The organism is Micromonospora sp. NPDC048887, assembly GCF_040649715.1.
Taxonomy (GTDB): domain Bacteria; phylum Actinomycetota; class Actinomycetes; order Mycobacteriales; family Micromonosporaceae; genus Micromonospora.
Window position 1 is genome coordinate 424,266 of the sequence record NZ_JBEZGA010000002.1, and the last position, 26,464, is coordinate 450,729.

Below are 26,464 nucleotides of genomic sequence, written 5' to 3' on the forward strand. Positions count from 1 at the left end.
CACAGCACCATCCACGGGTGAGGCCCGTGGCGAAACACGACGGGGGGTTGGTCCGATGGCGGGCCGCATGGTGGTCGGTTCCGCCGCCCTGGCCGATCTGGTCCGGCCGGCGAGCGCACCCGATCCGGCCGGCGGCCACCGGGTGCTGCCCGTGCGGGCCGAGCTGACCGGGCTGCTGCCCAACCGGGGTCTGCGGCGCGGCAGCACGGTCGCGGTCGGTGCCGGCCGGCCCCGGCGCAGCGGCACCACCTCGCTGATCCTCGCGCTGCTCGCCGAGGCGTCCCGGGCCGGCTCGTGGTGCGCGGTGGTCGGCGTACCCACATTCGGGGCGGGCGCTGCGGCCGAGGCGGGCATCGCCCTGGACCGGCTGGCCCTGGTGCCCGACCCCGGGCCGGAGTGGCCAACTGTGGTCGCCGCGCTCATCGACGGGGTCGACGTGGTGGTCACCGCCGTGCCGGCCACCGTCTCCGCCTCGGTCGCGACCCGGCTGGCCGCCCGTGCCCGGCAGCGCGGAAGCGTGCTCGTCCCGTACGGGCGGTGGGACGGCGCGGACGTCACGCTCCAGGTGGTCCGGGGCGTCTGGCAGGGGCTCGGCCCCGGTCGGGGGCGGCTGCGCCGCCGCGAGGTGACCGTCTCGGCCCGGGGCCGGGGCGCCGCCGCCCGCCCCAAGGAGATCAAGGTGTGGCTACCCGGCGACGAACTGACCCGGGTGATCCCCCGCTCGGCCGGGCTCGGCACCCCGGCCGCCGCGCCGCCGCGCCGGCTGCGCGTGGTCGCCCCACCCGCCCGTACGCTCGCCGCTGCCGGTCCGGCGTGAGCGGCGTACCGCAGCGGACGCTGCTGCTCTGGTGCCCGGACTGGCCGGTCCTCGCCGCCGAGATCGTCGACGGGGTGCCCGCCACCGACCCGGTGGTGGTGCTGCACGCCAACCGGGTGATCGCCTGCTCCGAGCGGGCCCGCGCCGAGGGGATCCGGCGCGGGCTGCGCCGCCGCGAGGCACAGGGACGCTGCCCGCACCTCACCGTTGTCGACCACGACCCCGCCCGGGACGTGCGCGCGTTCGAGCCGGTGGTGGCCGCCGTGGAGGAGGTGGTCGCCGGCGTCGAGGTGATCCGGCCCGGCGCCTGCGCCACGGCGGCCCGGGGGCCGAGCCGCTACCTCGGCGGCGAGGAGGCGGCGGCCGAGCGGATCGTGGAGCACGTCGCGCAGAGCTGCGCGGTGGAGAGCCAGGCCGGCATCGCCGACGGGGTGTTCGCGGCCGGGCTGGCCGCCCGGGAGGGGCGGATCGTGGCCCCCGGCGGCACCCGCGGGTTCCTGGCCGGCCGCCCCGTCGAGGCGCTCGGCCGGCCCGCCCTGGCCGACCTGCTGCGCCGGCTCGGCGTCCGCACGCTCGGCGACTTCGCGGCGCTGCCCGCCGGGGACGTGCTGGCCCGGTTCGGTTTCGACGGGGCACTGGCGCACCGGCTCGCCGGCGGCCGGGACGACCGTCCGCTGGCGGTCCGGCAGCCGCCCGCCGACCTGACCGTCACCGCCGACAACGACGAGCCGATCGACCGGGTCGACGCGGCCGCGTTCGCCGCCCGCACACTCGCCGAGCGGCTGCACGAGCGGCTGGCCGGATACGGCTTGGCCTGCACCCGGCTCGGCATCGAGGCGGTCACCGCGCACGGCCAGGAACTGCACCGGGTCTGGCGGCACGACGGCCTGCTCACCGCCGCGGCCATCGCCGACCGGGTCCGCTGGCAGCTCGACGGCTGGCTCTCCGGCAGCAACGGCCGGGGCGGGGCGCGTCCGGCCCGGCCCACCGCCGGGATCGTCCGCTTGCGGCTGGTGCCCGACGGGGTGCTCGCCCAGGCGGGCCTGCAAGCCGGGCTGTGGGGGGAGACCGGTGAGGAGCGGGAGCGGGCGCATCGCGCGTTGAACCGGGTACAGGGCATCCTCGGTCCCGAGGCGGTGGTCACCGCAGTGCTCGGCGGCGGGCGTTCCCCGGCCGACCAGGTGCGCCTGGTCCCGTGGGGCGACGAGCGGGTGCCCGCGCGCCCCGGCCCGCCACCCCTGCCGGCCGACGCGGCGCCCCCGGTCCCGGCGTCCCAGGCTCCGGCCGCGCCGCCGTCCCGGGCTCCGGTCCCGGCAGCGTCGCCGTCCCCGACAGGGCTGTCGTCCCCGGCCGCGTCACTCATCCCGGGCATCGGGGCCGCTCCGGGTGCCGCGTCCGCCTCGGTCGCCGTACCCGATGCCGGGGCGCGGGCCGGACGGCGAGCCCGGCGGGGCCGGGCGGTGGCCGAGCCGCCGTGGCCGGGGCGGATCCCGCCACCGTCGCCGGCCGTGGTGCTGCCGACCCCGTTGCCGGCCGACGTGCGCGACGCGGCCGGGCAGCCGGTCGTGGTGACCGCGCGGCTGGCGGTCAGCGCGGCGCCGGCCCGGCTCACCGTCGGCGACGGGCGTCCGGCCGAGATCACCGGTTGGGCCGGTCCGTGGCCCGTGGACGAACGCTGGTGGGCGCCGGCCGAGGCGCGCCGCCGGGCCCGGTTCCAGGTGAGCCTGGCCGACGGCGCCGCCCTGCTGCTCGCGGTGGAGGGCGGGCAGTGGCTGGTGGAGGCGATCTATGACTGAGCGCCGGGAGAGATCTTGGTACGAAAGTGCCCCTCGGGGGGCCGTTTCGTACCAAGATCTCAGGCGGTTGGCCGCCGGGTGGGGGAGGCGCCGGTGAGCTTCCACAACCCGAAGATGCCGTGGTCCAAGTTGGAGCAGGTGCTGTCCGGGCGGGCCAAGGGCGAGCGGCACCTGCACGTGGTCGACCCGCTCGCGGTCGACGCCGACGGCGGCGACTCACCGGCGTGGAGCCGCAAGCGCCAGGAATACCAGCCGCCGGAGCTGACCCGTCCGGACGGCGTGGTGCCCTACGCGGAGCTGCACGCGCACTCCAACTTCAGCTTCCTCGACGGGGCCAGCCACCCGGAGGAACTGGCCGAGGAGGCGGCCCGGCTCGGGCTGACCGCGCTCGCCGTCACCGACCACGACGGCTTCTACGGCGTGGTGCGCTTCGCCGAGGCGGCCCGCGCGCTGCGGCTGCCGACGATCTTCGGCGCGGAACTGTCCCTCGGGCTGCCCGGCCCGCAGAACGGCGAACCGGACCCGCTCGGCCGGCACCTGCTGGTGCTCGCGCACGGCCACGAGGGGTACGCGCGCCTGGCCGCCACCATCTCCCGGGCCCAGCTGCGCGGCGGGGAGAAGGGCCGCCCGGTCTACGGCGAGCTGGAGGAGATCGCCGCCGAGCTGCGCGACCACGTGCTGGTGCTCACCGGCTGCCGCAAGGGGCACGTGCCCGCGGCGCTGCTCACCGAGGGCGTCGACGCGGCGGCCCGCGAGCTCGACCGGCTCACCGCGCTGTTCGGCGCGGAGACGGTGGCGGTGGAGCTGACCGACCACGGCCACCCGGTCGACGCCGACCGCAACGACGCGCTCGCCGAGCTGGCCGCCGCCGCCGGGCTGCCCACAGTGGCCACCAACAACGCGCACTACGCGACCCCGGGCCGCCGTCGGCTGGCCACCACCGTGGCGGCGGTCCGGGCCCGGCGCAGCCTCGACGAGATCGACGGCTGGCTGCCCGCCGCGGCCACCGCCCACCTGCGCAGCGGCGCGGAGATGGCGGCGCGGTTCGCCGCGTACCCGGGCGCTGTGGCGCGGGCCGCCGAGTACGGCGCGGAACTCGCCTTCGACCTCCAGCTCGTGGCGCCGAGGCTGCCCGCGTACCCGGTACCGCCCGGGCACACCGAGATGAGCTGGCTGCGCCGGCTGACCATGGACGGCGCCCGCGAGCGCTACGGCCCGCCCGAGGCGCACCCGGAGGCGTACGCGCAACTGGAACACGAGCTGCGGATGATCGAAGACCTCGGTTTCCCCGGCTACTTCCTGGTCGTCTACGACATCGTGGCGTTCTGCCGCGCGCAGGACATCTACTGCCAGGGCCGGGGGTCGGCGGCCAACTCGGCGGTCTGCTACGCGCTGCGCATCACAAACGTGGACGCGGTCCGGCACCGGCTGCTGTTCGAACGCTTCCTCGCCCCGGAACGCGACGGCCCGCCCGACATCGACGTGGACATCGAGTCCGACCGCCGGGAGGAGGTGATCCAGCACGTCTACGCCCGCTACGGCCGGGAGCACACCGCCCAGGTCGCCAACGTCATCTCGTACCGGCCCCGGTCGGCGGTGCGGGACGTGGCGAAGGCGTTCGGGTTCTCGCCCGGCCAGCAGGACGCCTGGAGCAAGCAGATCGACAGGTGGGGCTCGGTCGCCGCGGTCGACGTGGCGGACATCCCCGAGCAGGTGGTCGCGTACGCGAACGAGCTGCAGACCTTCCCCCGGCACCTGGGCATCCACTCCGGCGGCATGGTGATCTGCGACCGGCCGGTGATCGAGGTGTGCCCGGTGGAGTGGGGCCGGATGCCCGGCCGCAGCGTGCTCCAGTGGGACAAGGACGACTGCGCCGCCGTCGGCCTGGTCAAGTTCGACCTGCTCGGCCTCGGCATGCTCTCGGCGCTGCACTACGGCTACGACCTGATCGGCTCCCGGCTCGACCTGGGCGACATGACGCTGGACGACCCCGAGGTGTACGACATGCTCTGCCGGGCCGACTCGGTGGGCGTGTTCCAGGTGGAGAGCCGCGCGCAGATGGCCACCCTGCCCCGGCTCAAGCCGCGCGAGTTCTACGACCTGGTGGTGGAGGTGGCGCTGATCCGGCCCGGCCCGATCCAGGGCGGCTCGGTGCACCCGTACATCAGGCGCAAGAACGGCCAGGAACCGGTCACGTACGCGCACCCGCTGATGCGCAACGCGCTGGAGAAGACGCTCGGCGTACCGCTGTTCCAGGAGCAGCTCATGCAGCTCGCCATCGACCTGGCCGGGTTCGACGCGGCCGGCGCCGACCAGCTGCGCCGGGCCATGGGGGCGAAGCGCTCGGTGGAGCGGATGGCGCAGATCGCCGACCGGCTCTACGCCGGGATGGCCGAGCGGGGCATCACCGGCGAGCTGGCCGACGACGTCTATCGCAAGCTCACCGCGTTCGCCAGCTACGGCTTCCCGGAGAGCCACGCGATGAGCTTCGCCTACCTGGTGTACGCCAGCTCGTGGCTCAAGCGCTACCACCCCGGCCCGTTCCTGGCCGCGCTGCTCAACGCGCAGCCGATGGGCTTCTACTCGCCGCAGACGCTCGCCGACGACGCCCGCCGGCACGGTGTGGAGGTGCGCCGGCCGGACATCAACGCCAGCGGCGCCAAGGCGGTGCTGGAGTCCACGCCGCAGACCCGGTGGGGCAGCGTGCCGGGCGAGCCGCCGCACGCCTGGGGGCTGGGCGGCCCGGCGGTGCGGCTCGGGCTGGGCAGCGTCCGTACCCTCGGCGTCGACGTGGCCGAGCGGATCGAGGCGGAACGCGCCGCGCACGGGGCGTACCGGGACATGCCGGACCTGGCCCGCCGCGTCGGTCTCACCGCCGCGCAGCTGGAGGCGCTGGCCACCGCCGACGCCTTCGCCTGTTTCGGGCTGACCCGGCGGCAGGCCCTCTGGGCCGCCGGCGCGGCGGCCCAGGACCGGCCCGGCCGGCTGCCCGGCACGGTGACCGGCGCGGACCCGCCCACCCTGCCCGGCATGGCCGCGGTGGACCGCCTGGTCGCCGACGTCTGGGCCACCGGCCTGTCCCCGGAGAGCCACCCGGCCCGGTTCATCAGGGACCGCCTCGACGAGCTGGGCGCGGTGCCGATCGCCCGGCTCGGCCAGGTGCCACCCGGGCAGCGGATCCGGGTCGGCGGGATCGTCACCCACCGGCAGCGCCCGGCGACCGCCGGCGGCGTCACGTTCCTCAACCTGGAGGACGAGACCGGGATGCTCAATGTCACTTGCTCCCCGGGGCTGTGGCAGAGATACCGTCGAGTCGCCCGCACCAGCGGAGCACTTGTGGTGCGGGGCCGGCTGCAGCGGCACGAGGGCGTCACGAACCTCACCGCGGACCGGCTGGACGCGATCGAGCCCCCCGTCACACCGGCGTCAAGGGATTTCCGTTGATGGAGTGATCCACATTACGGTTTCTCCGAGCCGGAGGCGGGAGACTCCCGACGCGGGTGGGCAGAGTGGCCCACCCGGGGTATGGGGGATGAACCGATGACCTTTCACCGCACGAACGCCGGTGGCGTGGCAAACGCCCGGCGGACCCGCCTCGGCGCCGACTGGGCGCCCACCCACGAGGCCGAGCCGCGGGAATACCAGGTGACCGACGGCCCGGTGGCCAACCACCAGCGCTCCCGCGCCGAGGACGACCCCGCCGGCGGCGGCGAGTCCTGAACCCGGGCCGGGGGGTGACTAGGCTCGGCGCGTGGAGCAGATCCGAACCCTCACCCCCCGCACCGCGGTCATCTGGTCGGTGCTCCGGGCCGAGCTGGACCGGCGGGCCGGCGAACGACTCTCCGTGCTCGACGTCGGCGGCGGGACCGGCGGCTTCGCCGTCCCGCTCGCCGAGGCCGGTCACCGGGTCACGGTGATCGACGCCAGCCCCGACGCGCTCGCCGCGCTGACCCGACGGGCCGCCGAGGCCGGGGTCGCCGATCGGGTACGCGCGACGCAGGGCGACGCCGACGCGCTCACCGGACTGGTCGAACCGGCCACCGTGGACCTGGTGCTCTGCCATTCCGTCCTCGAGGTGGTCGACGACCCGGAACCGGTGACGTCAGCGCTGGTCGCCGCGTTGCGGCCGGGTGGCGCGGCGAGCGTGCTCGTGGCCGGCCGGACCGCCGCCGTGCTCGGCCGGGCGATGAACGGGCAACTGGACGCCGCCGCCGCGCTCGCCGCCGACCCGAACGGCACCACCGGCGGCCGGGACACGCTGCGCCGCCGCTACGACGCCGCCGACGCGGGCGCGCTGCTCACCGCCGCCGGCCTCGTCGTGGAGGAGATCCACGGGGTACGGGTGCTCGCCGACCTTCTCCCGGCCGCGGTGGCCGACGGGCAGCAGGCCGCCCTGGTGGAGCTGGAGCGCGCCCTCGCCGCCCGGTCCCCGTACCGGGATCTCGCCGCCCAGCTGCACCTGTTCGCCCGCTGCCCGGCATGACCGGTCCGGTGCCCGATCCGGCTCCCGGCCCGCTGGACCGGGTGGCGCCGCGCTACGACGGCGGCGCCCTGACCGACGTGCTGCCCAGCGCGTTGGCGCTGCTCGGCGTACCGGGCGCGGCCGACCGGCTCGGCCTGGCCCCGCGCCTGGCCGGGGTACGCCGGATCGCGGTGCTGCTCGTCGACGGCCTCGGCTGGTACCAGATCCCCACCGCCGCCCCGTACGCCCCGACGCTCGCCGGCCTGGCCGCCACCGCCGGCCGCCCACTCACCACCGGCTTCCCGTCCACCACCCCGACAAGCCTGGTCAGCCTCGGCACCGGCACCGGGCCCGGCGCGCACGGCGTGCTCGGCTTCACGGTCCGGGTGCCCGGCACCGGCCGGGTGCTCAACCACGTCGACTGGGCCGGCGACCCCGATCCGGTGAGCTGGCAGCCGGTGCCCACCTGGTACCAGCGGGCCCGTGCCGCCGGGGTCGCGGTGACTGTGGTCAGCCGCCCCGAGTTCGCCGGCAGCGGCCTGACGCTCGCCGCCAACCGGGGCGGCGACTACCGGGGCGCGGCGGGCGTGGACGCGCTCGCCGCCCGGATGCTGGCGGCGCTCGCTGCCGGGGACGGGCCCACGCTCGTCTCCGGCTACCACCCCGACCTGGACCGGCACGGGCACCTCAGCGGCGTGGACTCCGCACCCTGGCGGACCGCCGCGGCCGACGTGGACGCGCTGCTGGCCCGGCTCGTCGACGGGCTCCCGCCGGACGCCGCGCTGCTCGTCACCGCCGACCACGGCCAGCTCGACGTGCCCGCCGGGCACCGGATCGACCTGGACACCGACCCCCGGCTGCGGGCCGGGGTACGGGTGGTCGCCGGTGAGCCCCGGGTCCGCTACCTGCACGTCGAGCCGGGTGCCGAAGCCGACGTGACGGCCGCCTGGACCGAGGTGCTGGGCCCGGCCGCGCAGGTGCTGATCCGGGCCGAGGCGGTGGCGACCGGCTGGTTCGGGCCGGTGCCCGAGGCACACCTGACCCGCATCGGTGACGTGGTGGTGGTCTGCCGGGACACGTACGCGGTGGTCGCCACCCGCTCCGAACCGCCGATGGCGTCGCGGCTGGTCGCGTACCACGGTGCCGACACCGCCGCCGAGATGACCATCCCGCTGCTGGTGATCCGGGGCTGACGCCGGTTCGTCCGTGCCTCTGCGCTGCGGGTCCGGGGCGGTTCCGCCTCGTCCGGGGGCCGGCGGGGCGGTGGCTGTGGTGCCGGCCCTCGCCCGGTCCGGCGGCGGGCCGAGCATGGTTCGTCCGGGGTCGGCGGCATGGCCGCGGGCTGGGCGGTGGGTTGTCGGACCGGCGGGCTAGCCTGCTGGCATGGGCCGCAGCCAGTCGTTGCCCCGAGGCGGTGACCCGCGCTTCGGGCCGGACGCCGACGACACCGGCTGCACCGTCCTGCACGTCGACATGGACGCGTTCTACGCCTCGGTGGAGGTGCGCCGCCGCCCCGAGCTGCGCGGCCAGCCGGTGGTGGTGGGCGGCGTCGGGCCGCGCGGCGTGGTCAGCTCCGCCAGCTACGAGGCCCGGCGGTACGGCGTCCGCAGCGCGATGCCCACCGCCCGCGCCCGGGCGCTCTGCCCCGGCGCGGTCTACCTCCCGCCCGACTTCGCCGCCTACACCGAGGCGTCGCGGGCGGTCATGCGGATCTTCCGGGACGTCACCCCGCTGGTCGAGCCGCTGTCGCTGGACGAGGCGTTCCTCGACGTGGCGGGCGCCCGCCGGCTGTTCGGCCGGCCCGCCGAGATCGCCGCGCTGATCCGCCGCCGGGTCGCCGAGGAACAGCGACTGACCTGCTCGGTGGGGGTGGGTCCGAGCAAGTTCGTGGCCAAGCTCGGTTCCACCCGGGCCAAACCCGACGGCCTGCTCGTGGTCCCGGCCGCCCGGGTGCTGGACTTCCTGCACCCGCTGCCGGTGTCCGCCCTGTGGGGCGTCGGGGAGCGCTCCGCGGACGCGCTGCGCCGCCTCGGCCTGCGCACCGTACGCGACCTGGCCGAGGCGCCGGCCGGCCTGCTGCGCCGGGCTGTGGGCGAGGCGTCCGCCACCCACCTGCACGAGCTGGCCTGGGGGCGTGACCCGCGCGCTGTCACGCCCGAGCAGGTGGAGAAGTCGATCGGCGCCGAGGTCACGTTCGACACCGACGTGAGCGACCCGGCCGAGATCCGGCGCTCCCTGCTCGCGCTCGCCGACAAGGCCGGCGCTCGGCTGCGGGCGGCCGGGCAGGTCGGGCGCACCGTGTCGCTCAAGGTTCGCTTCGCCGACTTCCGGACGATCAGCCGCTCCCGCACCCTCGCCGTGCCCACCGACACCGCCCGGGAGATGTTCGACACGGCCTGGGCGTTGTGGACCGCGCTCGCCCCCGGCGAGCCGGTCCGGCTGGTCGGTGTCCGGATGGAAGGTCTCGCCCCGGCCGGGGAGACTCCACGGCAGCTCACCCTGGGCGCGCCGGAGCGCGGCTGGCGTGAGGCGGAGGCGGCGGCCGACGCGGCGGCCGCCCGATTCGGGCGGTCCGTCATAGGTCCGGCCAGTCTTCTCGGCCGTCGTGATACCCGACAAGTCGAAAAACCGGCCCGGCCGTAGGTCGTCCCGCTTTCCGACGCGCGGGGGCCCTCGTAGACTTGCGGGTAAGCAGCCGGATGGCTGCCACGGTCTGTCGGCCCGACCGGGCCGACCAACGTGACCGGGGAGGAGTGCCGTGCCGCTCTCGGAGCACGAGCAGCGGCTGTTCGAGCAGATCGAGCGGTCGCTTGCCGAGGACCCCAAGTTCGCCTCGGCCGTGCGCGCCAGCGACCCGCGTTTCCACGCGCGGCGTCGCGTGCTCGTCGCTGCCGGCGTGGTCGTCGCTGGTCTGGCCCTGTTGATCTACGGTGCCGTGATCAAGATTCCCGCGGTGGCCGTGGCGGGTTTCGTCGTCATGCTGGCCTCGTTGGGCTACGCGGTGCAGTCGCACCGCCGATCCCAGTCGCCCGACCTGCACGTGGTCGGCGGCACAACGAGCCGGCGTCGTCCCCGTGGCCGCAGTGGTGGTGGTCGCCGGGGCTCCTTCCTCGACCGGATGGAGGACCGCTGGCGGCAGCGCCCGGAGGGCCACCGCTGATCACGTCCCGCCCCTGAACCCGGGGGGCGGGATACCGGCGGCACCTTTGGCAAGCGCCGCCGGAGCGACCCGCTGCGGGTCGCCGTGGCATGCGCGGGCGAGGGCCCGCGCTTCGTCGTGCCCGCTCCGACCCGGCCGGCGGGGCGGCTCCGCCGGTGGACGTGGCCCGTCCGCTCCGCTCCGCCGCGTCACGCCTCCGTCCCGCTTCCGTCCGGCGCGGCGTCACGCTTCCGTCACGCGTCCGTCCGTCCGGCGCGGCGTCACGCCTCCGTCCCGCGCAGCGCGCGCCGGGTCTCCGTCCGTCCGAGCTTTCGTCGCGCAGCGCCCGCCTGCCGACGTCTCCTCCGTCCCGCGTGCACCCCGCCGCACCCACTCGGCCATGATCACCGACACCCCTTCCTGCCCAGCAAGACGAGCCTCCCGCATCGCAGGACCCAGAAAAGATCTTGGTACGAAAGCGCCCCTATGGGGGCCATTTCGTACCAAGGTCTCGCGGGCGCCAGGGCGGAAGCGTCCAGTCGACCGCCCTCACCCGCCCAGGCGGCGTGCACGGGCGCGCGTCGCACCGGAGCAGGCGGCCCACCCCGGTGATCAAGGAGTTTGTGTCCTCAGCAGAGCCGGATCCGGACACCAACTCCTTGATCACCGGGGGAACGGCCGGAGGGCCGGGAGGGCCGGGAGGGGGGTCAGCGGGCGGGGCGGCCGGCCAGGAGGCGGCGCGGGCTCCAGCGCGTGAGGCGCTGGCGGACCTGGCCGCTCGTGGTCACCACCCTTGCCGACCGTTCGGCCAGGCCGGTACGCCAGCGCTGCAGCACCGACGGGGGCAGCAGCGCCGCCATCAGCCGGGTGCGGCGGTCCGCGCCGGCCGCCAGCGCGCCCCGGACCGTACGCAGCGCCGGCTGTAGCTCCGCGTCGGTCAGCGGGTCGCGGGCGTACCGGGCGCGCTCCTCGGCGCGGCCGAGCAGGCGTACGCCGGTCGCGGCGTCCCCGCGCTCGGCGAGCGCCTCCCGGGCCAGTCGCTCGGCGGTCGCTCGCGGGGTCTCCGTGCGGTCCACCCGGACCTGGAAGTCGACGAGCGTGTCGAGCAGCTCGTCCCAGGCGGCGTGCGCGTCGGCGCGGGCCGCCTCGGCGTCCACGCCGACGACCACCTCCCGCGTCTCGCCGCGCTGGCCTGGCACCGGAAGCGCGGTGGCCGCGGGCGTGACCGTCCGGGCACGCCGGCGGCGGCGCAGGGCGGAGCGGCGCAGGGCCGGTACGGCCAGCAGAGCCAGCAGCGCCAGCAGAGCGCCGGCCAGCCACCACGGCCAGACCGGGCTCTCCTCGGCCGGGCCGCCCTGGTTCAGGGCCAGGCCCTGGTCGGCGTCCTTGTCCAGCCGGTCCGTCTCGTTCGGCCCGGCCGACGGGCCGGCCGCGTCGGGAACGGCGGTGCTGCCGGCCGAGGGGGTGACCTCCTCGGGGGCGTCGATGTCCGGCGCCCAGGCCGAGCGGACCGAGCCGGCCACCGCCGCCGCCGGGGTGGCGTCGAACGGCACCCAGCCGATCCCGCCGAAGTAGACCTCGGTCCAGGCGTGCAGGTTCTGGTTGGTCAGCACGTACGTGCCGCCCTCGGCCCTGCTGCCGTTCGTGAACCCGACCGCCACCCGGGCGGGGATGCCGGCGGCCCGGACCAGCCAGGCCATCGCCGCGGCGTACTGCTGGCAGTAGCCGACCTTGGTGGCGAGGAAGTCGGTGATGTCCTCACCGCTGCTGCCGTTGCGGGTGGACAGCGAGTAGGTGAAGCCGTTCTCCACGGAGAAGTAGTCGTAGATCGCCCGGACCTTGTCGTAGTCGGTCGACTTGCTCTTCACCAGCTGCGCGACCAGTTCCTCGACGGCCGGGACCGACGGCCGCTCGGTCTGCTGCCGCATCACCGGGCTGTCCGAGGGCAGTGACGGGGCGGTGCGCAGCGCCGTGGGGCTGAACGTGGACCGGACGTAGTCGAACGAGTAGCTCTTGCCGCGGGCGTTGTCCCGGTTGGAGAAGACGACCTGCTGGTTCGGGTCGTACAGCCAGTTGCCGTTGAGGTCGTCGGTCTTGACCGGCTCGGCGTAGACCGGCAGCAACGGCATGTTGAGGTTCTTCGTCACCTCGACCGTGGCGCGGTAGCGCTGCTGCTCCACGCCGCGCACGGCGCGTTCCCTCGGGTCGGGCAGCGGCCGGGTGATCGGCCGCCCGGTCGGCACGCGTGCCTGGAAGCCGCTCGGCCGAAGGTCGTCGACCACGCCCAGGCGCAGGTAGAACGGCGTCGTCTCGTCGGTGCTGACCTTGACCAGCTCGACTTCCTCACTCTGGTTGAGCTGGCCGCTGAGCGCCGCGAACAGGTCGACCCGGCCCGAACTGCCGCCCTGGCCCGGCCGCCCGCTGCCGTCGCCGGGCCCGTTGCCGACGTTGTTCATCAGGCCGCCGGTCATCCCGGGCACCGCGAGCGGCAGCGCCACCGCCACGATCACGCCGACCACCGCGAGCCGTCGTCCCGCCGCGGCCAGCGGGGACGCCTCCCAGACGTCCACGTCCCGCCCCTCGCCGGTGAACCGGCGGCCGAACCGGCGTACCCGGTCGACGTTGTCGGTGACCAGCAGCCAGAGGTAACCGGCGGCGCCCACCACGAACGGGGTGGCCGGGACGCTGTCCACGTACACCGCGACCGGCACCGAGTAGATGGCGAGCATCGGCAGGCCGGCCAGCGCGGGCCGGCGCAACCCGACCGCGAGCACGTCCACCACCACCGCCACCGCGCCGATGCCGAGCACCGCGAGGAACAGCAGCGAGTCGACGTCCGGCACCTTCACGCCGTACGAGCGCATGTCCTGCAACGACGCCTGGAGCAGGTCGCCGAAGTGGGCGAACGTCGCAGGGGTCGGCACGAACGCGAGCAGTTCGGTGCCGCCGGGGAAGACCCACGTCAGGCCCAGGGTCAGCCCGGCCAGCATGGCGAGCACCTGCCCCCACAGCGGGAACCGGCCCAGGCGGCTCAACGCGGCCGAGCCGGCCACCACGGCGACCACGACGGCGGCCTGGATCAGCCAGGTCCAGCGTTCGAAGATCGCCGACAGCGGTGCCGCCGCCAGCAGCGTCGCCGCCGCGGCGACGAACCCGATGTTGCGGTGCGGGGTCACAGGGACATCCTTCCGGTCATCGTCGTCCGCCGGCCACCGTCTCGGCCATGGCCGCTCGCAGCGCGAAGCCCTGCGAGCCCCGTCCGGCCTGCGGCCACACCATCGGCAGGCGCGTGCCGTGCTCCACCCCGATGACCCGCCAGCCGCTCTGCAGCAGCGCGAGCGCGGCGGCGCCGTGTGCCCGCTCCGCCTCGGCCCGGGCGTTCGGTGGCAGGTTGAGCCAGGTGTTGCTGTCCAGCAGGAACGCCACACAGGTGGCGCCGTTGCCGCGCAAGCCGGCCAGCAGTTCCGCCTCGGCGGCGCCGAGCGTGCCGAGCAGCGCGATGATCAGACCGCCGTCGGCCCGCTGCCGGACCTGCTGCACCAGCGTGGTGATCTCGCCGCGCCGGTCCAGGTGCACGTCGGCGAGGTGGTCGAGGAGCAGTCCCTCGCCGCCGGCCTCGGTGGCCCCGACGTCGGCGCCGTTGCCGGTGACCAGCCGCAGCTTGTAGCCGGCCTCGCGCAGGTGCACGGCGACGCTGGCCGCCGCCGAGACCGCCCACTCGAAGCTTGCCGTCGGGCCCTCGCCCCGGTGCCCGCCGGCGCGGGTGTCGAGCACCACCGTGGCGCGGCTCTCCCACGGCTGCTCCTCGCGGCGCACCATCAGCTCACCGGTGCGGGCGGTGGACTTCCAGTGCACCCGGCGCAGGTCGTCGCCCATCCGGTACTCCCGGGTGGCGGCGTCGTCCTCGCCGTGCACCGCCACCGAGCGGGCCCGGCTGTCGCCGCTGCCCGCGTACTCACCGGGGAGCCGCACCGACGGCAGCGGGGTGACCTGCGGGATCACCGTGAGGTGGTCGGTGCTGGGGAACGACCGGGTCAGCTCGCACAGTCCGAACGGGTCGGTCAGCCGGATCACCAGCGGCCCGACCTCGTAGCGGCCCCGCACGTCCGCCCGGACCGTGTACGCCACCGAGCTGGCCTGGTGCGCGCCGAGCCGTTCCAGCACCACCCGGGGGCGGCTGCCCAGCGCGTACGGCAGGCGGTCCTCCAGCAGCAGCGTGCCGGTGGGCAGCCGGGACAGGTTCTGCAACCGCAGCACCACCCGGGAGCTGGCCCCGACCGGCACCCGGTGCGGCTCCAGCGACCTGTTGCAGGCCAGCTTGTACCGGCTGCGCCCGACGTACGCGGCGGCCAGCAGCGGCAGCACGGCGAGCAGGACCGCCACCCGGAGCAGGTCCTTCTCGCCGAGGATGCCGGCGGAGATCGCGGCGGCCACCGCGGCCGCCAGGAAGGAGCGGCCGCGGGTGGTCAGCCCACGCAGGCCGTCGCGCACGTCACGGCCTCCGCGGCTCGTACGGCCCGCGGCTGTTGTTGCCGCCGCCGGGCCGGGTGTCGTACGGCGAGCGCTGCCGGTCGTGCGGGAGCGGCAGGCGGTGCACCAGCTCGGAGACGATCGCGTCGGTGGTGCGCCGGGCCAGTTGCGCGTCGGCGGTGGGGATGATCCGGTGCGCCAGCACCGGCACCGCGAGGACCTGGAGGTCGTCCGGCAGGACGTAGTCGCGGCCCTCCAGGGCGGCCACCGCGCGGGCGGTGCGCAGCAACTGGAGCGTGGCGCGCGGGGACGCGCCGAGGCGCAGGTCGGGTGCCTCCCGGGTGGCGGTGACCAGGTCGATCGCGTACTGCTTGACGGCGTCGGCGACGTGTACCTGCCGGACGTGGCCGATCAGCCGGCGGACGGTGGCCGCGTCGGAGACCGGCCGCAGCCCCGGCAGCGGGTCGGTGGCGCCGTGCCCGTCGAGCATCGCCAGCTCGGCCCGCGGGTCCGGGTAGCCCATGGCGATCCGGGCGGTGAACCGGTCCCGCTGCGCCTCGGGCAGCGGGTAGGTCCCCTCCATCTCGATCGGGTTCTGCGTCGCGATCACCATGAACGGCGTCTGCAACTGGTAGGTGACCCCGTCGACTGTGACCTGCCGTTCCTCCATGCACTCCAGCAGCGCCGACTGGGTCTTCGGCGAGGCCCGGTTGATCTCGTCGCCGACGACCAGGTTGGCGAAGACCGCGCCGGGGCGGAACTCGAAGTCGTGCGTCTCCTGGTTGTAGACGCTGACGCCGGTGACGTCGCTGGGAAGCAGGTCGGGGGTGAACTGGATCCGCCGGACCGAGCAGTCGATGGAGCGGGCCATCGCCTTGGCGAGCTTGGTCTTGCCGACGCCGGGCACGTCCTCGATGAGCAGGTGACCCTCGGCCAGCAGCACCGCCAGGGCGAGCCGGACGGTGGCGGTCTTGCCCTCGATGACCTGCTCGATGTTGGCCACGATGGCCTCGCTGGCGGCGCGGAACTCGTCGTGCGGCAGCAGACCGCCCACCTCGTCCCAGGTCTGTTGTGTCACGGGCCTCCTCCTCGTCGCCTGGACGGCAGCTCTTTATAGAGCACCTGGACCCGCCGTTGGGTTCGCGACGCCGAGCCACGTCTGCCGCAGTAATCTCACTGGCCTCTCAGGCTAACCATGTTTGTCGTTATCGCCGACTCCCGCAGGTGGTCGGTCGGTTACGCCCGGAATATTCGCCAGACCGGGGGACCGGCGCGGGCCGGAACTGGCGCGCGGGTGCGGAGAGGCGCGAGGTACACTGCGTGCATGGCCGGGTTCTTCCTGCTTCTTACCGAGCCGTGTTGATGCGCTGAAAAGCGCGACAGCACGGCCGCCCCTCCTGCGCGAGGGGCTTTTTTGTGCCCGCAGCAGACCGCCCACATATTTCGTATCGATCCGCGCCGAGGAGACGCCATGAGTGAGGCAGCCGCACCGGCGACCGACATTCCCCCGTTCCGGTACACCGCCGCCCTGGCCGACGAGATCGAGCACCGCTGGCAGGACACCTGGGAGCGCGACGGCACCTTCCACGCCCCGAACCCCGCCGGCCCGCTGGCCGACCCGGGTCACCCGCGCGCGGGCGCCGAGAAGCTGTACGTGCTGGACATGTTCCCGTACCCGTCGGGCGCCGGCCTGCACGTCGGGCACCCGCTGGGTTACATCGGCACCGACTGCTACGCCCGCTACCAGCGGATGGCCGGGCGCAACGTGCTGCACGCGATGGGCTTCGACGCGTTCGGCCTGCCCGCCGAGCAGTACGCGGTGCAGACCGGCACCCACCCCCGGACCACCACCGAGGCCAACATCGAGCGGTACCGGGCGCAGCTGCGCCGGCTGGGGCTGGGCCACGACGAGCGGCGTTCGGTGGCGACCATCGACACCGACTTCTACCGCTGGACGCAGTGGATCTTCCTGCAGGTCTTCAACTCCTGGTACGACACCGACGCGAAGAGGGCCCGGCCGATCGCCGAGCTGATCGCCGAGTTCGAGGGCGGCACCCGCGCGACCCCGGACGGGCGTGGCTGGGCCGAGCTGACAGTGGGGGAGCGGCGCAAGGTCGTCGATGACCACCGCCTGGCGTACGTCTCGGAGGCGCCGGTGAACTGGTGCCCGGGGCTGGGCACCGTGCTGGCCAACGAGGAGGTCACCGCCGACGGCCGCTCCGAGCGCGGCAACTTCCCGGTCTTCAAGCGCAACCTGAAGCAGTGGATGATGCGGATCACCGCGTACGGGGACCGGCTGCTGGAGGACCTGGACACGCTGGACTGGCCCGAGCCGATCAAGCTGCAGCAGCGCAACTGGATCGGCAGGTCGACGGGCGCGCACATCGACTTCCCGACCGACGCGGCCCCGGTGCGGGTGTTCACGACCCGGCCGGACACCGTCTTCGGCGCCACCTACATGGTGCTGGCGCCCGAGCACGAGCTGGTCGACATGCTGACGCCGGCCGCCTGGCCGGAGGGGACGAAGGACGCCTGGACCGGTGGGCACGCCGGCCCGCGTGAGGCCGTCGAGGCGTACCGGAAGGCCGCCGCGGCCAAGACGGACGTGGAGCGGCAGGCGGACAGCAAGGAGAAGACCGGCGTCTTCGTCGGCGCCTACGCGACCAACCCGGTGACCGGCGGGCAGATCCCGATCTTCATCGCCGACTACGTGCTGGCCGGGTACGGCACCGGCGCGATCATGGCGGTGCCCGCCCAGGACGAGCGGGACTGGGAGTTCGCCGAGGTCTTCGAGCTGCCGATCGTGCGGACCGTGCAGCCGCCGGAGGGCTTCGACGGCAAGGCGTACACCGGGGACGGCCCGGCGATCAACAGCGCCGCGCCGGAGCGCGGCATCGACCTGGACGGCCTGGGCGTGGCCGACGCCAAGGCCCGCATCATCGAGTGGCTGGAGGCAGGCGGCCACGGCGCCGGCGCGGTCACCTGGCGGCTGCGCGACTGGCTGTTCTCCCGGCAGCGCTACTGGGGCGAGCCGTTCCCGATCGTCTACGACTCCTCCGGCGCGCCGATCGCGCTGCCCGAGTCGATGCTGCCGGTCGAGCTGCCCGAGGTGGAGGACTTCTCGCCGAAGACGTTCGACGCCGACGACGCCGACAGCAACCCGGAGACCCCGCTGTCGCGGCGGCGTGACTGGGTGGAGGTGGAGCTGGACCTGGGTGACGGGCCCAAGCGCTACACCCGCGAGACGAACGTGATGCCGCAGTGGGCCGGCTCCTGCTGGTACGAGCTGCGCTACCTGGACCCGACCGAGTCGCAGCGTTTCGTGGTGCCGGAGAACGAGGCGTACTGGATGGGGCCGCGCGGCGCGGGCGACTGCGGTGGCACCGACCTGTACGTCGGCGGCGCCGAGCACGCCGTGCTGCACCTGCTGTACGCCCGCTTCTGGCACAAGGTGCTGTACGACCTGGGCCACGTCTCGTCGTTCGAGCCGTTCCGCCGCCTGTTCAACCAGGGCATGATCCAGGCGTACGCGTTCGTCGACCCGCGCGGCGCCTACGTGCCCGCCGAGGAGGTCGTCGAGGTCGACGGCCGCTGGTTCCACGGCGAGACCGAGGTCCGCCGTGAGTACGGCAAGATGGGCAAGTCGCTGAAGAACGTGGTCACCCCGGACGACATGTGCGCGGCGTACGGCGCGGACACGTTCCGGGTGTACGAGATGTCGATGGGCCCGCTGGAGGTGTCCCGCCCGTGGGAGACCCGGGCGGTGGTCGGCTCGTACCGCTTCCTGCAGCGGGTCTGGCGCACCGTCGTCGACGAGCAGACCGGCCAGCTGCGGGTCACCGACGAGCCGGCCGACGAGGCGACCCGGCGGCTGCTGCACAAGGCGATCGACGGGGTCCGCGCCGACATGGACGGGATCCGGTTCAACACCGCCATCGCCAAGCTGATCGAGCTGACCAACGGCCTGACCCGGCTGGCGCGTACCCCGCGCGAGGTGGCCGAGCCGCTGGTGCTGATGGTCGCGCCGTTCGCCCCGCACATGGCCGAGGAACTGTGGCACAAGCTGGGCCACGAGCACTCACTGGCGTACGCGGACTTCCCGGTCGCCGACCCGGCCCTGCTGGTGGCCGAGTCGGTCACGTACCCCGTTCAGGTGAACGGCAAGGTCCGCGGCCGGGTCGAGGTGCCGGCCGACGCGACCGAGGAGACCGTGCGCGCGGCGGCGCTGGAGGCGGTGGCCGGCACGCTGGCCGGCAAGGAGCCGCGCAAGGTGATCGTGGTGAAGGGCCGGATGGTCTCGGTCGTCGCCTGACCGGCGGCCGTGTGCTTGAGGCGCGTCCTGTTCGCGGGACGCGCCTCAACCGGCCTCCAGCACCGCCTCGACCGTCGGGCGGTGCCGGAGCAGCCACCCGTGCCAGCCGCGCACCATGTCGACCACGCCCGCCGCGCGGAGCCGGCGCATGCCCGGCTCGTTCCGCTCGGCGCCGACGTCGATGCCCCGCCATGTGCCGTCGAGCTGGTCGAGCATGACGGCGACCAGTTCGGACCGGGGCACCGACACCCCGGGGCCGGCAGCCTCGTAGGCGTCGCAGAGCAGCCGGCAGCGCCGGGCCAGCTCGGCCGGGTCGGCGTCCCCGCCCAGCGCGGCCCAGTGCCAGCCCGCGAACGCCACGTCCTCGATCCGGCGGCCCGGCCCGGCCCGGTCCCAGTCCAGGAAGGCCACCGGCAGTGGCCCGGCCGGCGAGTCCCGGTAGACGGTGTTCTTCGGCGACAGGTCCCGGTGGCAGACCGTCTCCGCGTCGCCGGCCAGGCCGGTGCCGGCGCAGGCGTCGTGCAGCGCCCGCATGAGGCCGGCCAGCCGGGTGAGCGCGGGGGCGGCGAAGTAGGCCGGTTCCTCCCGGTCCCGCCAGGGCACCCGCCCGTCGATGTGGGTCAGCACCTGCCGGCCTCGCTCGTCGACGCCGAGGTACCGGGGCGCCAGGCCGACGGGCTCCAGGTGCCGCAGGAGCGCGGCCACGAAGCCCGCGTTCGGCGGGGCCGTACGTCGGACGTGTCACCGACGCGGACCACCTCGGCGACGAACCCGCCCGGCAGCGGCTGCCCGTGCTCCGTCACGGGCACGCCGGCAGTGGCGGCAGCCGGTCCAGGCGCAGCAGCGAGTACGCGTGCCGCTCCGCGGGGACCGAGTTGTCTTCCGGGTCCATCAGCAGCGCGGGGCCCGAGACCATCGCGTCGGCGTGGTCCGCGGTCAGCCGGACGTACGAGCCGGTCCGCAGGTCGGCCACGTACCAGCCCAGGTGGTAGTCGAAGAGCAAGAGGTCGCCGACCGCAGTGGGCCCGGCGATCCGGTGGAACGGATCGACGGTCGGTGGCCTGGCGCCGGGTGGCAGCGAGGGCGTGGTCGGCGGGGGAGGAGTGACCCGCAGGATCCGCACGGGTGTCGTCCAGTCCGGCCGCCAGACGGTCAGGTCGCGCTCGTCCCGGGACACCCAGGCGGTGGTACGGCCGTCGGTGGTCACGTCCACCGCACCCGGCCCCAGGGCCGGCTGTGCGGAAGCGCCCGCCGTCCCGTCCGGGCCGATCGCGTTCAGGCGGCCCGTGGCCCTGTCGAACCAGATCAGGTCGGCGCCGCGGAACCCGACAGTGCTCACCGGGCCGGTGGCCACAGTGCGGACCGTTCCGGCCGCCAGGTCGTGCAGGGTCAGCTCGGCCCGGTCCTTGTCGAGGATCCGGGTCACGGCGAGCTTCCCGTCCTGCAACAGGAACGGGACGGCCCTCTGCCCGGTGTTCGCGACCTGCCGTGGCTCGGCCCCGGTCTCCGCGTCCCAGACGAAGAGCTCGGCGCTTCCTTCCCCGTGCGGCGCCGCACGGGACAGGTCGGTGCGCGCGTAGACCAGCCAGCGCCCGTCGAAGTCGCCCCATAGCGGGAAGGTGAACAGGTCCGGCATGGTGGCCACGACCCGTCGGTCGCCGTTCTTCTCCTGCTTGACCAGCAGCATCGGGAGACCGTCGCGCTGCACGGTGGCGAACGCGGAGCGGCCGTCCGGTGCCGGGGCGAACCCTGACCACCTCTCCCCGGGCTCCTTCGGCAGCCGGCTCTCCCGGACCGCGTCCTGCCAGCTCTGCGGCACGGTGACCAGGCAGAAGTCGGCACGCGGCGGGGCGGTCACCTGCGTCGACGGCGTTCCCTCGGTGACCGGGGCGGCCGTCGGGTCTCCCGGAGTGCAGGCGGCGAGCATCGCCGCCGCGAGGACCGGAGCGAGGACGGCGGCGCTCCGGATGCGGGCTCGGGACGAGGGCCTCATGCTCGCGAATGCTAGGGAGCGCCGGTGCCGCGCGGTGCCCGGCGGGCGGGATCGTCGTGCGGTCGTTACCGGGCCGGTCCGGAGGTCCTCCGCGTGCTTGTGCGCCTTCGCCGCCGGGTCAGCCGGCCGGTCCGGCAGACCGGCGCCGTTCGGCCCGCCACCAGCGGTGGATGATCAGCACACTGGCGATCAGGCCGAGGCTCGCAGGCGCGGCCGCGTACCAGTTGATCGAACCGGGACTTGTCGCGGCCGCGCCGATCGCCGCGTACCCGACGGCGGTCGGGGCGGAGGCGATCACGCTGCCGGCCAGGAACGGCAGCACCCGGGCGGCGGTGGTGCCGTAGCCGTAGCTGACCAGACCGAACCCGGCGATCGGCAGCAGCCGTACGGTGACCACGCCGAAGACGCTCTGCCGGGCGAACCAGCCGTCCAGGCGGGCCAGCCGGCCGCGCACCCGCTCGGCGACGAAGTCGCGGCCGAGCACCCGGCCGACGGTGAAGCCGATGGCTGCCGCGAGCAGCGCCGCGCCGAGCGCGTACGCGGCGCCCTGCACCGGGCCGAAGATCGCGCCCGCCGCCAGCGTGACGAACGTGCGCGGCACCAGCGCCACCAGCAGCAGCGCGCCGCCGATCACCGCTGCGGGCGGGCCGTAGCCGCCGAGCGAGTCGGCGAGCCGGGGCAGGTCGGCCGGGTCCGGCCGGGGCACCAGCAGCAGCGTCACGCCGAACCCGGCGAGCAGCAGCAGGAGCAGCCCGAACCGGCGCGCCGAGGGTTGCCGCAGCAACCCGGCGAGCCGGCGGGCCACCGGTCGCCGCCCCGGCCGGGCGGCGTCGGTCACGGCCTCGGTGCGGCGGCCACCGCGGCGCGGCGCTCGGAGCGGAGCCGGTCGGCCCAGGTGTCGTCGAGCGGGGGCAGCTGGTGGATGCCGGTCGCCCAGCGCAGCAGCAGGTCGGCCAGGTCCGGGTTGCGGGCCAGCGCCGGGCCGTGCGAGTAGGTGCCCAGCAGTTTGCCCCGCCACGCGCCCTCGGTGGCGCCGTCGTTGCCGACCCCGGCGGTGACCCGGGCCAGCGGGGACACGCCCGGGCCGAGGTGGGTGCGGCCGCCGTGGTTCTCGAAGCCGGACAGGTGCGGGATGCCCAGCCGCGGGTCGACCTCGCCGGCCAGCTCGCCGACCGCGCGGGTGGGGCCCCGGTCGGAGGAGAGGTCGAGCAGTTCCAGCCCGGCGCAGCGGGTGCCCTTGGCGAAGAAGGAGGTGCCGAGCAGCTGGTAGCCGGCGCAGACGCCGAACACCACCGAACCCTGGGCCACCGCCCGGTGCAGGCCGCCGTCGGCGATCAGGCGCTGGGCGCCGAGCGCCTGCGGGCCGTCCTCGCCGCCGCCGATGAGGTAGATGTCGGCGGTGGCGGGCAGCCGCTGGTCGGAGCGGACCTCCAGCACCTCGACCGGCATGCCGCGCAGCTGGGCCCGGCGGGCCAGGATCAGCATGTTGCCCCGGTCGCCGTACGTGGACAGCAGGTCGGGATAGATCCAGACGATGCGCAGGCTCTCAGTTGACACGGTCCAACTCCGCTCGGATGTCCTGGAAGGCGGTGTAGTTGGCGATGACCTCCAGCCGGCCCGGCGGCACCGCGCGGACCGCCTCGTCGAAGGCGCGTACGTGCTGGAACGGCACGCCGTTGACCTCCAGCCGCACCGCCAGGTCGTACGCCCGGTCGCCGGTGATCAGCACCTGCCGGCCGACCAGCGGGGAGAAGTCCACGTCGAACAGCCAGGAGGTGTCCAGCCCGTCGGGGTCGCGGGCGTTTATGGACAGCAGTGTCGGCGCGACGTCGGCCATGTCGAACGCCTCCAGCCAGCTCGCCGGGTTCTTCGCCAGCAGCAGCCGGATGTTGCGCCCGTCGCGGTCCACCTGGGCGTAGCGGCCGGCCACCGAGGTGACGCTGCCGAGCCGGGAGACCGCGTCCACCGGGCGTACGCCGAACTCGGCGGCGACGGCGAGGGCGGTGGCCGCGTTGCCCAGGTTGACCTTGCCGGGGAGCTGGAGCTGGATCTTGTGCCAGGCGCCTGTGGGGTCGAGCACGCCGTCGTCCTCGACCGTCCAGTTCGGCTCGGGACGGCGCAGCGGGCAGCCGGTGCACCACCACTGCTCACCGGAGCGCTGGATGGTGGAGCCGCACTCGGGGCAGACCCAGGAGTCGTCGTGCCAGCGCTGCCCGGCGCTGAACCAGGTGACGTGCGGCGGCACGTGGCCCTGGGCCGGGTCGGCCGGCGGGCAGGCGGCCCACACCACCATCGGGTCGTCGGCGTTGGCGACCACCCGTACCCGCGGGTGCCGGACCAGGGCGGCGCGCCAGAGCTGCGCCATCATGGCGACCTCCTTGGCGCGGTCGAGCTGGTCGCGGGAGAGATTGAGCAGCGCCACCACGTGCGGCTCGGTCGCCTCCAGCACCTGGGCGAGGTAGTGCTCGTCCACCTCCAGCACCGCGTACGGCGTGCTGCCGGCCTTTGCGAGCGCCGAGGTGTGGCCGGTGGGCATGTTCGCGCCGAAGGAGTTGGTGGCGACCCGGCCGAGCACGCCGACCGCGGCGGTGGTGAGCCGGGTCGTGGTGGTCTTGCCGTTGGTGCCGGACACCAGGGCGATCGCGCGCCCGGCCGAGAGGTGGGCGAGCAGGTCCGGGTCGATCTTGAGGCCGATCCAGCCGCCGATCACCGAGCCGTCGCCGCGACCCGCGGCCCGCGACAGCGCCGCGGCGGTGCGCGACACGGAGCTGGCCACCTTCGCCCGCAAGGGCATCTTCGCGTCCGTCACGCGAGCGAGGTTACCGGACCGCCACCTCCACCAGATCGCCGCCGACGGCGAACCGTTCGGCCGGGGACGGCGCGGCGGACGGCCGGAGCGCGCCGGGCCGGACGGCGGCGGTCGATGTCGGGTAGCGGACGGTGTGGGGCGCCCTCCACCCCCTCCACTCGGCCCCACCCGCGTTGACGTGCGGTTTTGCGCGCCGAAACGCCACGCCACGCGGGCGATTCTGGTTGCAGGTGGAGGGAAGTGGAGTAGAGTGGGGCGCGATGGTGAGGCCGGGAGGGCCACACCGGCCCGGGGGGTCAGCGGCGCCGCGAACGCCGCTCAGGGCGAGGGGGTTGGGCCGATGTTCCTCGGCACCCACACTCCGCGCCTGGACGACAAAGGCCGGTTGATCCTTCCGGCGAAGTTCCGGGACGAACTGGCGGGGGGTGTCGTGATCACCAAAGGGCAGGAGCGCTGCCTCTACGTCTTCCCGATGCCCGAGTTCCAGCGGATCGCCGACCAGTTGCGCGCGCAGCCGATGACGAGCAAGGCGGCCCGGGCCTACAGCCGGGTCTTCTTCGCCAGCGCGCACGACGAGGTGCCGGACAAGCAGGGGCGGGTCACGATTCCCGGCCACCTGCGGTCGTACGCGGCACTGGACCGGGATCTGGTCGTGATCGGAGCGAGCACCCGGGTGGAGATCTGGGACAGGGCGGCCTGGGAGGCCTACCTCGCGGAGAGCGAAGACGACTTCGCCGACATCGAGGAGGGGGTGCTGCCCGGCGGTCTGTAGGGCGTGACGGCGCCCGACGTACTGCGAGATCTCCAGCCGCTTTCGAGTTCCTGGCACCCCTTCCCCGGTGCCAGGCGCACGATCCGACACGGAGGGCCGCGGCCTCCGGCGGGCGGGAGCGGATGGGGATCTGGCGGTATGGCGAGGCGTCGTGGCGACGACGGACACGTGACGGAACGGCTGGCGAACGGGGTGGGGGTCGACATGGGGGAGCTACGCGGCACGCACGTGCCGGTGCTGCTCGAGCGGTGTCTCGAGCTGCTGGCCCCCGCACTGGGCCGGCCCGGTCGCACCGTGCACGTCGACGCCACGCTCGGCCTGGCCGGGCACGCCGAGGCGGTGCTCACGGCGCACCCGGACACGGTGCTGATCGGCCTGGACCGGGACACCGAGGCGCTGGCCCACGCGCGGGTCCGCCTGGCCCGGTTCGCCGACCGGATCCACCTGGAGCACGCCGTCTACGACGAGCTGCCCGAGGTGCTCGACCGGCTCGGTTACCCGGCGATCGACGGGGTGCTGTTCGACCTCGGCGTCTCGTCCCTGCAACTCGACGCGCCCGACCGCGGGTTCGCCTACGCGCAGGACGCGCCGCTGGACATGCGGATGGACCAGACCCGGGGGGTGACCGCCGAGGAGGTGGTGAACACCTACTCCCACCCGGACCTGGCCCGCCTGCTGCGGGTGTACGGCGAGGAGAAGTTCGCCGGAAAGATCGCCTCGGCGATCATCCGGGAGCGGGAGCGGACCCGGATCACGTCCTCGGCCCGGCTGGCCGAGCTGGTCCGCGACGCCATTCCGGCCCCGGCCCGACGAACCGGTGGACACCCGGCAAAGAGAACGTTTCAGGCTTTGCGGATCGAGGTAAACAGAGAACTGGCAGCGCTGGAGACGGCGCTGCCGGCTGCTCTCGACAAGCTCACAGTGGGCGGCCGCATGGTGGTCCTGTCCTACCACTCGCTGGAGGACCGGCTCACCAAGCAGGCGCTCGCCGACCGGGTCCGCAGTAAGGGCCCGATCGACCTCCCGGTCGAACTGCCCGGGTCGGGCCCGACGTTCCGGCTGTTGAGCCGGGGCGCCGAGCTGCCCGGGGAGGCGGAGGTGGCCGCGAACCCGCGTGCCGCCTCGGTACGGCTGCGAGCAGCGGAACGCCTCGACCCGGAGGCGGCCCGGCAGGGGCGTACCGACCGCGAACGGTACCGCCGCCGGGTGAAGGCGATGCACCAACCGGGGACGGGGTCACCGGGGTCCGACGAGGACCCGCGGTCGGCCCCGGGGGACGCGAACGGGACGGACGAGGAGGGGGAGGGGACATGAACGTCGAGAAGCGCGACGGCCGGGGAGCCGTCGGGCAGCGCGCACCGCGGTCGGGGGGCCGGACCGCGGCGCAGCGCACCACGCCGGACACGACGGCGGCCGACCGCCGGGAGCAGGCTCGCGCCCGGGGGGCGCGCGAGTTCCCGACGCAGGGCAGCGCCGCCCTGCGGCCGGCCGAGCGTACCCGGGTCGCCGGCACGCCGGCGCCGCGCCTGCGGGTCGCCCCGCCGGCGCCGATCCGGGTTCCCCGGGCGCCCTTCGTCGCGTTGATCCTGGTGCTCGTGGTCGGTGGGGTGCTGGGCATCCTGGCCGTCAACACCAAGATCAACGAGAACGCCTTCAAGCTGGAGAAGCTCCAGCAGCAGCAGAACAAGCTGAACGTCGACGAGCAGGAGCTGAAGAAGCAGATCGCCGAGCAGAAGGCGCCCGGCAACCTCACCGCGAACGCCCGCAAGCTCGGCCTGGTCGAGTCCGAGGACCCGGCGTACATCCGGCTGCCGGACGGGCAGACCATCGGGGTGCCGCACCCCGCGCAGGGCGCCCCGTCGGTCACCAGCCAGCAGGGCAACGGAGGCTGAGC

At 74.6% G+C, this 26,464-nt stretch carries 19 protein-coding genes and 1 pseudogene; 12 read left to right on the forward strand and 8 right to left on the reverse strand.

The window, feature by feature from the left end; genetic code table 11:
* Positions 1-55 precede the first annotated feature (55 nt).
* From AB0C17_RS05180 to AB0C17_RS05215, 8 genes are all read left to right on the forward strand, one after another.
* Positions 56-817: a hypothetical protein gene (locus tag AB0C17_RS05180; protein WP_357476723.1), complete on the forward strand. Its 762-nt coding sequence runs from the start codon at positions 56-58 to the stop codon at positions 815-817.
* Positions 814-2,613: a DNA polymerase Y family protein gene (locus AB0C17_RS05185; RefSeq protein ID WP_357476726.1), complete on the forward strand. Its 1,800-nt coding sequence runs from the start codon at positions 814-816 to the stop codon at positions 2,611-2,613. The genes AB0C17_RS05180 and AB0C17_RS05185 overlap by 4 nt, the downstream gene beginning before the upstream one ends.
* 93 nt (positions 2,614-2,706) lie before the next feature.
* On the forward strand, positions 2,707-6,057 hold the full coding sequence (locus AB0C17_RS05190; RefSeq protein WP_357476729.1) for an error-prone DNA polymerase: 3,351 nt from the start codon (positions 2,707-2,709) through the stop codon (positions 6,055-6,057).
* Between the two features lie 96 nt (positions 6,058-6,153).
* On the forward strand, positions 6,154-6,333 hold the full coding sequence (locus AB0C17_RS05195; protein ID WP_013287622.1) for a hypothetical protein: 180 nt from the start codon (positions 6,154-6,156) through the stop codon (positions 6,331-6,333).
* Between the two features lie 31 nt (positions 6,334-6,364).
* Positions 6,365-7,096: a methyltransferase domain-containing protein gene (locus AB0C17_RS05200; protein ID WP_357476732.1), complete on the forward strand. Its 732-nt coding sequence runs from the start codon at positions 6,365-6,367 to the stop codon at positions 7,094-7,096.
* Entirely contained in the window at positions 7,093-8,268 is a 1,176-nt protein-coding gene (locus AB0C17_RS05205) for a nucleotide pyrophosphatase/phosphodiesterase family protein (protein WP_357476734.1), read from the forward strand. The genes AB0C17_RS05200 and AB0C17_RS05205 overlap by 4 nt, the downstream gene beginning before the upstream one ends.
* Positions 8,269-8,458: 190 nt before the next feature.
* Positions 8,459-9,718 (forward strand): DNA polymerase IV, encoded by a 1,260-nt coding sequence (locus tag AB0C17_RS05210; protein WP_357476737.1) that lies wholly within the window; start codon positions 8,459-8,461, stop codon positions 9,716-9,718.
* A 115-nt stretch (positions 9,719-9,833) separates the two neighbouring features.
* On the forward strand, positions 9,834-10,235 hold the full coding sequence (locus tag AB0C17_RS05215) for a DUF3040 domain-containing protein (RefSeq protein WP_128139017.1): 402 nt from the start codon (positions 9,834-9,836) through the stop codon (positions 10,233-10,235).
* A gap of 686 nt (positions 10,236-10,921) precedes the next feature.
* Here the strand turns inward: AB0C17_RS05215 and AB0C17_RS05220 are convergent.
* The 3 genes and pseudogenes from AB0C17_RS05220 to AB0C17_RS05230 form a co-directional block, all read right to left on the reverse strand.
* A pseudogene (locus AB0C17_RS05220) lies at positions 10,922-13,410 on the reverse strand (DUF3488 and transglutaminase-like domain-containing protein).
* A complete protein-coding gene (locus AB0C17_RS05225) occupies positions 13,407-14,705 on the reverse strand; it encodes a DUF58 domain-containing protein (protein WP_357380759.1) in 1,299 nt (432 codons plus the stop codon). Before AB0C17_RS05225 ends, AB0C17_RS05220 begins: the two are co-directional and overlap by 4 nt.
* A 1-nt stretch (position 14,706) precedes the next feature.
* Positions 14,707-15,762 (reverse strand): MoxR family ATPase, encoded by a 1,056-nt coding sequence (locus tag AB0C17_RS05230; RefSeq protein WP_357380761.1) that lies wholly within the window; start codon positions 15,760-15,762, stop codon positions 14,707-14,709.
* A gap of 393 nt (positions 15,763-16,155) precedes the next feature.
* Here AB0C17_RS05230 and leuS point away from each other — a divergent pair, with 393 nt between their 5' ends.
* Entirely contained in the window at positions 16,156-18,996 is a 2,841-nt protein-coding gene (gene leuS / locus AB0C17_RS05235; protein WP_357476741.1) for a leucine--tRNA ligase, read from the forward strand.
* A gap of 45 nt (positions 18,997-19,041) precedes the next feature.
* On the opposite strand, the gene AB0C17_RS05240 is transcribed toward leuS, so the two are convergent.
* The 5 genes from AB0C17_RS05240 to AB0C17_RS05260 form a co-directional block, all read right to left on the reverse strand.
* Positions 19,042-19,701, reverse strand: coding sequence for a phosphotransferase (locus AB0C17_RS05240; RefSeq protein WP_357380765.1), 660 nt, complete (start codon positions 19,699-19,701; stop codon positions 19,042-19,044).
* Between the two features lie 94 nt (positions 19,702-19,795).
* On the reverse strand, positions 19,796-20,989 hold the full coding sequence (locus AB0C17_RS05245; RefSeq protein ID WP_357380767.1) for a hypothetical protein: 1,194 nt from the start codon (positions 20,987-20,989) through the stop codon (positions 19,796-19,798).
* A gap of 118 nt (positions 20,990-21,107) precedes the next feature.
* Positions 21,108-21,827 carry a VTT domain-containing protein gene (locus AB0C17_RS05250; protein ID WP_357380769.1) on the reverse strand — a complete coding sequence of 240 codons (720 nt, stop codon included), beginning with the start codon at positions 21,825-21,827 and terminating at the stop codon, positions 21,108-21,110.
* Entirely contained in the window at positions 21,824-22,546 is a 723-nt protein-coding gene (locus AB0C17_RS05255; protein ID WP_357380771.1) for a glutamine amidotransferase, read from the reverse strand. The genes AB0C17_RS05250 and AB0C17_RS05255 overlap by 4 nt, the downstream gene beginning before the upstream one ends.
* On the reverse strand, positions 22,536-23,783 hold the full coding sequence (locus tag AB0C17_RS05260) for a MurT ligase domain-containing protein (protein WP_357476813.1): 1,248 nt from the start codon (positions 23,781-23,783) through the stop codon (positions 22,536-22,538). The genes AB0C17_RS05255 and AB0C17_RS05260 overlap by 11 nt, the downstream gene beginning before the upstream one ends.
* 355 nt (positions 23,784-24,138) lie before the next feature.
* Between AB0C17_RS05260 and mraZ the strand changes: the two genes are divergently transcribed.
* The 3 genes from mraZ to AB0C17_RS05275 all read left to right on the forward strand — a co-directional run bounded on the left by mraZ (position 24,139) and on the right by AB0C17_RS05275 (position 26,462).
* Positions 24,139-24,570: a division/cell wall cluster transcriptional repressor MraZ gene (gene mraZ / locus AB0C17_RS05265; protein WP_073831045.1), complete on the forward strand. Its 432-nt coding sequence runs from the start codon at positions 24,139-24,141 to the stop codon at positions 24,568-24,570.
* A gap of 204 nt (positions 24,571-24,774) precedes the next feature.
* Positions 24,775-25,884, forward strand: coding sequence for a 16S rRNA (cytosine(1402)-N(4))-methyltransferase RsmH (gene rsmH / locus AB0C17_RS05270; protein ID WP_357381164.1), 1,110 nt, complete (start codon positions 24,775-24,777; stop codon positions 25,882-25,884).
* Positions 25,881-26,462: a hypothetical protein gene (locus AB0C17_RS05275; protein WP_357380773.1), complete on the forward strand. Its 582-nt coding sequence runs from the start codon at positions 25,881-25,883 to the stop codon at positions 26,460-26,462. Before rsmH ends, AB0C17_RS05275 begins: the two co-directional genes overlap by 4 nt.
* Positions 26,463-26,464 lie beyond the last annotated feature (2 nt).

Bases quoted from the DNA above. Each gene is read 5' to 3' on its own strand.
- leuS (WP_357476741.1), top strand. From the start codon at position 16,156: ATGAGTGAGGCAGCCGCACCGGCGACCGACATTCCCCCGTTCCGGTAC.
- AB0C17_RS05245 (WP_357380767.1), bottom strand. From the start codon at position 20,989: ATGAGGCCCTCGTCCCGAGCCCGCATCCGGAGCGCCGCCGTCCTCGCT.
- AB0C17_RS05180 (WP_357476723.1), top strand. From the start codon at position 56: ATGGCGGGCCGCATGGTGGTCGGTTCCGCCGCCCTGGCCGATCTGGTC.
- AB0C17_RS05210 (WP_357476737.1), top strand. From the start codon at position 8,459: ATGGGCCGCAGCCAGTCGTTGCCCCGAGGCGGTGACCCGCGCTTCGGG.
- rsmH (WP_357381164.1), top strand. From the start codon at position 24,775: ATGGGGGAGCTACGCGGCACGCACGTGCCGGTGCTGCTCGAGCGGTGT.
- AB0C17_RS05205 (WP_357476734.1), top strand. From the start codon at position 7,093: ATGACCGGTCCGGTGCCCGATCCGGCTCCCGGCCCGCTGGACCGGGTG.
- AB0C17_RS05275 (WP_357380773.1), top strand. From the start codon at position 25,881: ATGAACGTCGAGAAGCGCGACGGCCGGGGAGCCGTCGGGCAGCGCGCA.
- AB0C17_RS05195 (WP_013287622.1), top strand. From the start codon at position 6,154: ATGACCTTTCACCGCACGAACGCCGGTGGCGTGGCAAACGCCCGGCGG.
- AB0C17_RS05260 (WP_357476813.1), bottom strand. From the start codon at position 23,783: ATGCCCTTGCGGGCGAAGGTGGCCAGCTCCGTGTCGCGCACCGCCGCG.
- mraZ (WP_073831045.1), top strand. From the start codon at position 24,139: ATGTTCCTCGGCACCCACACTCCGCGCCTGGACGACAAAGGCCGGTTG.